The organism is Comamonas sp. BIGb0124 (assembly GCF_003752175.1).
Lineage (GTDB): Bacteria > Pseudomonadota > Gammaproteobacteria > Burkholderiales > Burkholderiaceae_C > Comamonas_F.
In genome coordinates this window covers 402,210-408,839 of the sequence record NZ_RJVF01000012.1, presented here as the reverse complement: position 1 = coordinate 408,839, position 6,630 = coordinate 402,210, and the positions used below count along the sequence as shown (strand labels likewise).

Genomic DNA, 6,630 nt, shown 5'->3' with positions numbered 1-6,630 from the left:
TGATCTACAATCGTAGCTTCAAAGAAATATGCCAAGAGACGCAATCAAAAAATTCTGAATAAACAAGCTGAATTCGATTCTATAAATTCGTGTTGCAGTTCATTCGAACTGCAATGCAACCAGTTATGCCTGATGACCATAGCGAGGTGGTCCCACTCCTTCCCATCCCGAACAGGACAGTGAAACACCTCCGCGCCGATGATAGTGCGGGTTCCCGTGTGAAAGTAGGTCATCGTCAGGCTCTTATAAACAAACCGCCCAACCCCTCAAAAGGTTGGGCGTTTTGCTTTGGGTCAACACCTTTTCGTTGGCGCTCCAGCCGATGCGCAGGGGATGCGGTCGCTGAAAGCACGCTTTTCTGCGCCTGCGACCTGTGGCCGACGGCCGCGGCCCTGCATGGGACAGCCGCTAGGGCTATTGTTGGGGCCGAGGCATAAAACACGGCCACTGCCTAGAATCCGGACTGCGATGAAAGCTATTTCCTTCCAATCCATCACCAAGCAGTACGACAGTCCCAAAGGATCTGTCCGTGCCTTGTCGAACGTGTCGTTCGACATCGAGCCCGGCGAGTTTTTTGGCCTCCTGGGGCCCAACGGCGCCGGCAAGACTTCGCTGATCAGCATCCTGGCCGGCCTCAGTGCCGCCTCCGACGGACGGGTGACCGTGCACGGTCACGATGTGCAGAAAGACTTTGCCCAGGCCCGCCGTACCTTGGGCATCGTGCCCCAGGAACTGGTGTTCGATCCTTTCTTTTCCGTGCGCGAAACGCTGCGCATCCAGTCGGGTTATTTCGGCATCCGCCAGAACGACGACTGGATCGACGAGCTGCTGCACAACCTGGGCCTGACCGACAAGGCCGGGGCAAACATGCGGCAGCTTTCGGGCGGAATGAAGCGCCGCGTCCTCGTGGCGCAGGCGCTGGTGCATCGTCCGCCGGTGATCGTGCTCGACGAGCCGACGGCCGGTGTCGATGTGGAACTGCGCCAGACGCTGTGGCAGTTCGTGGCACGCCTCAACAAGCAAGGCCACACCGTGCTGCTCACCACCCATTACCTCGAAGAAGCCGAGGCGCTGTGCTCGCGCGTCGCCATGCTCAAGCAAGGCAAGGTCGTTGCCCTGCAGCGCATGTCCGAACTGCTCGGTGCCTCCACATCGAATGTGCTGAAGTTCAAGATCGATGCGATCCTGCCCGAGATCCTGGCCGCCAAGGCCCGTGTGACGGGTCGTATCGTTCAGCTTCCGGCCAGCAATGCGGCGGAAATCGAGTCCTACCTGACGGTGCTGCGCGAAGCCGGCCTGTATCCGGAGGACGTGGAGATTCGCCGTCCCGATCTCGAGGACGTGTTTCTTGAAGTGATGGCGCGTGGTGACGTGCCGCAGGAGTTTGTGGCATGACCGGCTGGCGTACGCTGTTCTACAAGGAAGTCCTGCGTTTCTGGAAAGTGGGTTTCCAGACCATTGCCGCGCCCGTGCTCACGGCATTGATGTATGTGATGATCTTCGGCCATGTGCTCGACGACCACGTGCGTGTCTACGATCAGGTGGCCTACACCTCGTTCCTGATTCCCGGCCTGGTGATGATGAGCGTGCTGCAGAACGCCTTTGCCAATGCCTCGTCGTCGCTCATCCAGAGCAAGATCATGGGCAGCCTGGTCTTCATCCTGCTGACGCCGCTGGGGCATTGGGCGTGGTTTGCCGGGTATGTCGGCTCGTCGATGCTGCGTGGCCTGGTGGTCGGCCTGGGCGTGCTGCTGGCCACGGTGGCGTTCGTGCCGGTGAGCTTTGCCCATCCGCTATGGATTCTGTTGTTCGCGCTGCTGGCGGCCGCCCTGTTGGCGACGCTGGGTTTGATTGCCGGGCTGTGGGCCGAGAAGTTCGACCAGATGGCGGCGTTCCAGAACTTCCTGATCATGCCCATGACGTTTCTGTCGGGCGTGTTCTATTCCATTCACTCGCTGCCCGCTTTCTGGCAGCAGGTCAGCCTGCTCAATCCGTTCTTCTACATGATCGACGGTTTCCGCTACGGCTTCTTCGGTGTGGCAGACGCTTCGCCGTGGCTCAGCCTGGCGGTGGTGGGCTCGGCTTGGCTGGTGGTGAGCGCATTGGCCATACACTTGCTGAAAATCGGCTACAAGATACGCCATTGACGATGCCCGGCGCCGTCGCGCCCGGCTCGGCCCAGGTGGCGTACGCTCGCCGCCTGCGGTTTTTTATACCTATCAGATCAAGCCCCATCCATGACATCCGAACAACTGCAGCAACTGATTGCGGCGGGCCTGCCCTGCGAGCATCTGGTCGTCGACGGCGATGGACGCCATTGGTACGCGACCGTGGTGTCCGTAGCCTTCGAAGGCAAACGCCTGATCCAGCGTCACCAGGCGGTCTACGCCACGCTGGGTGAGAAAATACGCACGGACGAGGTTCATGCCTTGTCGATGAAGACCTATACCCCCGCCGAATGGGCGGCACAACAACGCTGACTGGCCTGCCGCGACGACCCCTGCGGGTTGGCAGCGGATGCACAAAAACATGGACAAACTATTGATCAAGGGCGGTCATCGCCTTCAAGGCGACGTGCAGATTTCCGGCGCCAAGAATGCTGCGCTGCCCGAACTCTGCGCCACGCTGCTGACGACCGACACCGTGACGCTGCACAACGTGCCGCAGCTTCAGGATATCCGCACCATGCGGCAGCTGATCGCCAACATGGGCGTGGTGATCGAGCCGGCCGGCGACAACAGCGACCTGAACTTCTGTGCCCGGACGCTCGACAAGCACGAAGCCCCCTACGAGCTGGTCAAGACCATGCGCGCCTCCATCCTGGTGCTGGGCCCGCTGCTGGCCCGCCTGGGCGTGGCGACGGTGTCGCTGCCGGGTGGCTGCGCCATCGGATCGCGTCCGGTCGACCAGCACATCAAGGGTCTGCAGGCCATGGGCGCGCAGATCATGGTCGATCACGGTTACATCCAGGCCCAGTTGCCCGAAGGGCAGACACGGCTCAAGGGCGCGCGCATCACCACCGACATGGTCACCGTGACGGGCACCGAGAACCTGCTGATGGCGGCGACGCTGGCCGAAGGCGAGACGGTGCTCGAGAACGCGGCGCGTGAACCCGAGATCGTCGATCTGGCGGAGATGCTCATCAAGATGGGCGCGCGCATCGAAGGTCACGGCACGAGCTGCATTCGCATCCAGGGCGTCGAGCGCCTGCACGGCTGCGAGCATGCGGTGGTGGCCGACCGCATCGAAGCCGGCACCTTCCTGTGCGCGGTGGCGGCGACCGGCGGCGACGTGCTGCTGCGCGACGCCCGCGCCGACCACCTCGAGGCCGTGATCGAGAAGCTGCGCGAGGCCGGTGCCTCCGTCGACGAGCAGCCCGGTGGCCTGCGGGTCAAGGCGGCCGCGCCGGCGTTCGTGAACCTGAGTGCGCAGACCTTGCGCACCAGCGAGTATCCCGGTTTCCCGACCGACATGCAGGCGCAGTTCATGGTGCTCAACGCGGTGTCGAACGGCGCCTCGGTGATCACCGAGAACATCTTCGAAAACCGTTTCATGCATGTCAACGAACTGGTGCGGCTCGGCGCCAACATTCGCATCGACGGCCGCACGGCGACGGTCGAAGGCGTGCCGCAACTGTCGGGCGCCACCGTCATGGCGACCGATCTGCGGGCCTCGGCCAGCCTGGTGATCGCCGGACTGGTGGCCTCGGGCGAAACGGTGGTCGAACGCATCTATCACCTCGACCGCGGTTACGACCGCATGGAAAGCAAGCTGCGCGGTATCGGCGCGGATATCGAAAGGATCAGCGCATGATCACGCTCGCCTTGTCCAAGGGACGGATCTTCGACGAAACCATGCCGCTGCTGGCGGCTGCGGGCATCACGGTGCTCGAGGATCCGGAAAAATCCCGCAAGCTCATCCTGCCGACCAATCAGGACGACGTGCGGGTGGTGCTGGTTCGCGCCACCGACGTGCCGACCTACGTGCAGTACGGCGGCGCAGACCTGGGCGTGACCGGTCTGGACACGCTGCTCGAACACAGCGCCGATTGGGGCGCTTCGAGCGGGGCTGCACTGTACCAGCCGCTCGACCTGCGCATCGCCCGCTGCCGCATGAGCGTGGCGGTGCCCGACGGCTTCGATTACGCGGGCGCCGTGCGCCAGGGCTCGCGCCTGCGGGTGGCCACCAAGTACGTGGCCATCGCGCGTGAGTTCTTTGCCAACAAGGGCGTGCACGTCGACCTGATCAAGCTCTACGGCAGCATGGAGCTGGCGCCCCTGACGGGACTGGCCGATGCGATCGTCGATCTGGTCTCGACCGGCAACACGCTCAAGGCCAACCGGCTGGTCGAAGTCGAGCGCATCATGGACATCAGCTCCCGCCTGGTGGTCAATCAGGCGGCGCTCAAGCTCAAACAAGCCCGTATCCGCACCATCATCGATGCCTTCGCCGGAGCCATCCGGCCGGAATGAACGCCATGGAATTTATTGCCCGTCCCGTCCGCCTTTCCACTCAGTCGGCCGATTTCGATGCCACTTTCAAGGCCCGGCTGCACTGGTCGGCCGAAGCCGATGCCGCCATCGAGCAGCGCGTGGCCGAGATCCTGGCCGATGTCCAGGCGCGCGGCGATGCCGCCGTGCTCGAGTACACGCACCGTTTCGACGGCCTGGCGGCCGAGGGCATGGAGGCGCTGACGCTGACGGCCGACGAATTGCGGGCGGCTTTCGACGGCTTACCTGCCGAACAGCGCGAGGCGCTGGAAGCGGCCGCACGCCGGGTCCGCAGCTACCACGAGGCCCAGAAGAAGGCCAGCGGCGAAACCTGGTCGTATCGCGACGAAGACGGGACGCTGCTGGGCCAGAAAGTGACGCCGCTCGACCGCGTGGGCATCTACGTGCCGGGGGGCAAGGCGGCTTATCCGTCCTCGGTGCTGATGAATGCGATTCCCGCACAGGTGGCGGGCGTGAGCGAGATCATCATGGTCGTGCCCACGCCGCGCGGCGACAAGAACCCGCTGGTGCTGGCGGCCGCCTATGTGGCGGGCGTGACGCGTGCCTACACCATCGGTGGCGCGCAGGCCGTGGCGGCTTTGGCTTACGGCACGGCGACGATTCCGGCGGTCGACAAGATCACCGGTCCGGGCAATGCCTATGTGGCCGCTGCCAAGCGGCGGGTGTTCGGCACGGTGGGCATCGACATGATCGCCGGTCCCAGCGAAATCCTGGTGCTGGCCGATGGCAGCACGCCGGCGCCGTGGGTCGCGATGGATCTGTTCTCGCAGGCCGAGCACGACGAACTGGCACAGAGCATTCTGCTGTGTCCCGACCTGGCCTATATCGAGCAGGTGCAGGCCGAGATCGATCGCCTGTTGCCGCAGATGCCGCGCGCGGCCATCATCGCCAAGTCGCTGTCCGACCGGGGTGCGCTGATCCACACGCGCAGCATGGAAGAAGCCTGCGAGATCGCCAACCGCATTGCGCCCGAACATCTGGAGGTTTCGAGCCAGGATCCGCATCGCTGGGAGCCCTCGCTGCGCCATGCCGGTGCGATCTTCCTGGGGGCCTATACCAGCGAGAGCCTGGGCGACTACTGTGCCGGGCCCAACCATGTGCTGCCGACCAGCGGCACGGCGCGGTTCTCGAGTCCGCTGGGCGTGTACGACTTCCAGAAGCGCAGCAGCCTGATCGAGGTGAGCGAGGCGGGTGCCCGCAAGCTGGGGCAGATCGCCGCCGTGCTGGCCTATGGCGAAGGGCTGCAAGCGCACGCGCGTGCAGCCGAAATGCGCATGGAAAAACCCTGAACCGGCCATGACGGGCTAGGGCAACGCAGGCTTTCGACCTACTTGCCCGACCCCCGACGTGTCCCAGGTGTGGGCCTGACGCGACGCTGGACGGGCTTGCAGTGCTCCGTTGCGGTGAGCGGCGGGGCCGGCGCGACGGGCTGGCCGGTGAATCGGCGACAATACGGTCCATGAACGCCCCGCGCATCGCAGAAGTGTCCCGCCAGACGGCGGAGACCCAGATCACCGTCAAACTCAATCTCGACGGCACCGGCCGTGCCACCCTGGCCAGCGGCATCGGTTTCTTCGACCACATGCTCGACCAGATCGCCCGACACGGGCTGATCGATCTCGACATCCATTGCCAGGGCGACCTGCACATCGACGGCCACCACACCGTCGAGGATGTCGGCATCACCCTGGGGCAGGCGGTCGCCAAGGCCGTGGGCGACAAGAAAGGCATCCGCCGTTACGGCCATGCCTACGTGCCGCTCGACGAGGCGCTGAGCCGTGTGGTCATCGACTTCTCGGGCCGGCCCGGGCTGCACTTCGAGGTGCCGTTCACCAGCGGCATGGTGGGGGCATTCGACACCCAACTGGCCTACGAGTTCTTCCAGGGCTTTGCCAATCACGCCGGCGTGACGCTGCACATCGACAACCTGCGCGGCATCAACGCCCACCACCAGGCCGAGACGGTCTTCAAGGCGTTTGCACGTGCGCTGCGTGCCGCGCTCGAGCTCGATCCGCGCAGTGCGGGCGTGATTCCGTCCACCAAAGGTTCGCTGTGAGCGCTTGCGCCGCCCGATATGAATCCTGTCGTCCTGTCTTCCCAACCCCTGATTGCTGAAGTC

Annotated in this window: 7 protein-coding genes and 1 rRNA gene; all 8 read left to right on the top strand. The window is 64.1% G+C overall.

Features of this window, described 5'->3' with window-relative positions:
• Window positions 1-128 precede the first annotated feature (128 nt).
• A 5S ribosomal RNA gene (gene rrf, locus EC845_RS16370) occupies window positions 129-241 on the top strand.
• Window positions 242-468: 227 nt separating this feature from the next.
• Entirely contained in the window at window positions 469-1,395 is a 927-nt protein-coding gene (locus tag EC845_RS16365; RefSeq protein ID WP_123299180.1) for an ABC transporter ATP-binding protein, read from the top strand.
• Window positions 1,392-2,147: an ABC transporter permease gene (locus EC845_RS16360; RefSeq protein WP_123299179.1), complete on the top strand. Its 756-nt coding sequence runs from the start codon at window positions 1,392-1,394 to the stop codon at window positions 2,145-2,147. Before EC845_RS16365 ends, EC845_RS16360 begins: the two co-directional genes overlap by 4 nt.
• Window positions 2,148-2,237: 90 nt before the next feature.
• Window positions 2,238-2,480, top strand: coding sequence for a BolA family protein (locus EC845_RS16355; protein WP_123299178.1), 243 nt, complete (start codon window positions 2,238-2,240; stop codon window positions 2,478-2,480).
• A 37-nt stretch (window positions 2,481-2,517) separates the two neighbouring features.
• The gene (murA, locus tag EC845_RS16350; RefSeq protein WP_370451341.1) at window positions 2,518-3,813 is read left to right on the top strand and encodes a UDP-N-acetylglucosamine 1-carboxyvinyltransferase; all 1,296 of its coding nucleotides are present in this window, start codon (window positions 2,518-2,520) and stop codon (window positions 3,811-3,813) included.
• The gene (hisG, locus tag EC845_RS16345; protein ID WP_123299176.1) at window positions 3,810-4,472 is read left to right on the top strand and encodes an ATP phosphoribosyltransferase; all 663 of its coding nucleotides are present in this window, start codon (window positions 3,810-3,812) and stop codon (window positions 4,470-4,472) included. Before murA ends, hisG begins: the two co-directional genes overlap by 4 nt.
• Before the next feature lie 5 nt (window positions 4,473-4,477).
• Window positions 4,478-5,800: a histidinol dehydrogenase gene (gene hisD, locus EC845_RS16340; protein WP_123299175.1), complete on the top strand. Its 1,323-nt coding sequence runs from the start codon at window positions 4,478-4,480 to the stop codon at window positions 5,798-5,800.
• Between the two features lie 170 nt (window positions 5,801-5,970).
• Window positions 5,971-6,567 (top strand): imidazoleglycerol-phosphate dehydratase HisB, encoded by a 597-nt coding sequence (gene hisB / locus EC845_RS16335; protein ID WP_123299174.1) that lies wholly within the window; start codon window positions 5,971-5,973, stop codon window positions 6,565-6,567.
• Window positions 6,568-6,630: the final 63 nt, after the last annotated feature.

Coding starts and splice junctions, on each gene's coding strand:
- hisB (WP_123299174.1), top strand. CDS start 5,971: ATGAACGCCCCGCGCATCGCAGAAGTGTCCCGCCAGACGGCGGAGACC.
- EC845_RS16360 (WP_123299179.1), top strand. CDS start 1,392: ATGACCGGCTGGCGTACGCTGTTCTACAAGGAAGTCCTGCGTTTCTGG.
- EC845_RS16365 (WP_123299180.1), top strand. CDS start 469: ATGAAAGCTATTTCCTTCCAATCCATCACCAAGCAGTACGACAGTCCC.
- hisG (WP_123299176.1), top strand. CDS start 3,810: ATGATCACGCTCGCCTTGTCCAAGGGACGGATCTTCGACGAAACCATG.
- EC845_RS16355 (WP_123299178.1), top strand. CDS start 2,238: ATGACATCCGAACAACTGCAGCAACTGATTGCGGCGGGCCTGCCCTGC.
- hisD (WP_123299175.1), top strand. CDS start 4,478: ATGGAATTTATTGCCCGTCCCGTCCGCCTTTCCACTCAGTCGGCCGAT.
- murA (WP_370451341.1), top strand. CDS start 2,518: ATGCACAAAAACATGGACAAACTATTGATCAAGGGCGGTCATCGCCTT.